General features: G+C 69.3%; 2 protein-coding genes. Both read right to left on the bottom strand.

Features of this window, described 5'->3' with window-relative positions; genetic code table 11:
* Positions 1-495: an LPS assembly lipoprotein LptE gene (lptE, locus tag ABNT58_RS12345; RefSeq protein WP_348753774.1), complete on the bottom strand. Its 495-nt coding sequence runs from the start codon at positions 493-495 to the stop codon at positions 1-3.
* A partial coding sequence (gene leuS / locus ABNT58_RS12340; protein ID WP_348753773.1) for a leucine--tRNA ligase occupies positions 495-2,445 on the bottom strand: 1,951 nt, incomplete at its 5' end. The genes leuS and lptE, both read right to left, overlap by 1 nt.

Below are 2,445 nucleotides of genomic sequence, written 5' to 3'. Positions count from 1 at the left end.
TCAGGCGGGCTGTACCGCAGCCAGGCGGCGCAGCACCTGCTGCGCGATGTCGGCTTCCATCGCGCGGTACAGCTGCGACTCTTCCTGTTCCTTGGCCAGCGCGGCGGTTTCGTTGTAGCTCATGTCGCGGGTGAGCATCAGCTCCGAAGGCGGCAACAGCACCTTGCCGCCCTTGGCCTGCACCCGGAAACTGAAGCGCGAGCGCAGCTGCACCTCACGCACCTGGCCGGCGGCGGTGGTGGCCACCACGCTGCGCTCGCGCGCATCGGCCAGCGCCTGCAGCACCGCTTCGGCCTGCGCCGGGTTGTCGGTGAGTTGGGTGCTGCCCAGCCGGCTGCGCAGCTCGGCCAGCAGCGGCGAGCGCGGATTGAAGCCGGTCAAGGCGATGGTGCGAAAGGGCAGCTGCGGCGGGCGCTGCAGCTCGAAGCCGCAGCCCGCCAGCAGCGCGCCGGCGGCCAGCGCCGCGGAATGGCCAAGCAGTTGCCGACGCTGCATCACACCACCACGTTGACCAGCCGGCCCGGCACCACGATCACCTTCTTGGCCGGTTTGCCTTCGGCGAAGCGGATGTACTCGGGGTGGGCCAGGGCGGCGGCTTCGATGGCGGCCTTGTCGGCGCCCGCGGGCACGTTCACGGCGCCACGCAGCTTGCCGTTGACCTGCAGCACCAGCTCGATGCTGTCCTGCACCAGCGCGGCTTCGTCCACCTCGGGCCAGGGCGCGTCCAGCAGGTCGCCCAGGCGGTCGGCATAGCCCAGCTGCTGCCACAGCCCGTGGGTGATGTGCGGGCAGGCCGGGTACAGGCCGCGCAGCAGCACCGAGAAGCCTTCGCGCAGCGCCGGCTCGTCGCCGGGCGCGGGCTTGAAGTCTTCCAGCGCATTGAGCAGCTTCATCGCACCGGAGACCACGGTGTTGTACTGCATGCGCTCGTAGTCGTAGCTGATCTGCTTGAGCACCAGGTGCACCTCGCGGCGCAGCGCCTTGGCCGGGGGCGACAGCGTGCCGCCCACGTCGGCAGCAGCGCTGAGGGCGGCGGCGTTCTTGGCGCCGAAGGCCCACACGCGCTTCAAGAAGCGGTGCGCGCCTTCCACGCCGGCGTCGTTCCACTCCAGCGTCTGCTCGGGCGGGCTGGCGAACATGACGAACAGGCGCGCGGTGTCGGCGCCGTAGCGGTCGATCAGCTCCTGCGGGTCGACGCCGTTGTTCTTGGACTTGGACATGGTGCCCACGCCCTGGTAGTCCACCGCCGAGCCGTCGCTCTTGAGCTTGGCGCCGGTGATCTTGCCGGCCGCGTCGAACACGTTCTCCACCTCATGCGGCCAGAAGTACTCGACGCCGCCCTGCGCACCGCGCCGGCTGTAGATGTGGTTGAGCACCATGCCCTGGGTGAGCAGCCGCTTGAAGGGCTCGTCGATCTTCACCAGGCCCAGGTCGCGCATCACCTTGGTCCAGAAGCGCGCATACAGCAGGTGCAGGATCGCGTGCTCGATGCCGCCGATGTACTGGTCCATCGGCATCCAGTAGTCGGTGCCTTCGGCCACCATGCGCCGGGTGTTGGCCGGGTCGCAGTAGCGCATGAAGTACCAGGACGAGTCGACGAAGGTGTCCATCGTGTCCGTCTCGCGCTTGGCGGGCTTGCCGCAGCGCGGGCAGGCCACGTTCAGGAACGACTCGCACTTGTTCAGCGGGTTGCCGCTGCCGTCGGGGATCAGGTCCTCGGGCAGCACCACCGGCAGGTCGCTCTCGGGCACCGGCACCGGGCCGCAATCGGCGCAGTGGATGATGGGGATGGGCGTGCCCCAGTAGCGCTGGCGACTGATGCCCCAGTCGCGCAGGCGCCAGGTGGTCTTCTTCTCGCCCAGGCCCTTGGCGGCCAGGTCGCGCGCGATGGCATCCACCGCCTCCTGGTAGCGCAGGCCGCTGTAGTTGCCCGAGTTGATGACCACGCCGCGCTGCTTGTCGCCGTACCAGTCGGCCCAGGCGTCGTAGCTGTAGTGTTCGCCGTCCACCGCCACCACCTGGGTGATGGGCAGGGCGTACTTCTTGGCGAAAGCGAAGTCGCGCTCGTCGTGGGCGGGCACGCCCATCACCGCGCCGTCGCCGTAGCTCATCAGCACGTAGTTGCCGACCCACACCTCCACCGCGTCACCGGTCAGCGGGTGCTGCACGAAAAGGCCGGTGGGCAGGCCTTCCTTGTCCTTGGTGGCCAGCTCGGCCTCGGTGGTGCCGCCCTGCTGGCACTGCTCGATGAAGGCGGCCAGCGCCGGGTTGCTGCGCGCGGCATGCGCAGCCAGCGGATGCTCGGGCGCCACGGCGCAGAAGGTCACGCCCATGATGGTGTCGGCGCGCGTGGTGAACACGTACAGCCGGCCGTCCTGGATCAGCGCGCCGCTGTCGTCGCGGATGTCGTGCGGGAAGGCGAAGCGCACGCCTTCGCTCTTGCCG

It is taken from the genome of uncultured Aquincola sp. (assembly GCF_964001545.1).
GTDB lineage: Bacteria > Pseudomonadota > Gammaproteobacteria > Burkholderiales > Burkholderiaceae_C > Aquincola.
Note: the sequence above shows the minus strand (reverse complement) of the source record. Positions and strands in the feature narration are given on the sequence as shown.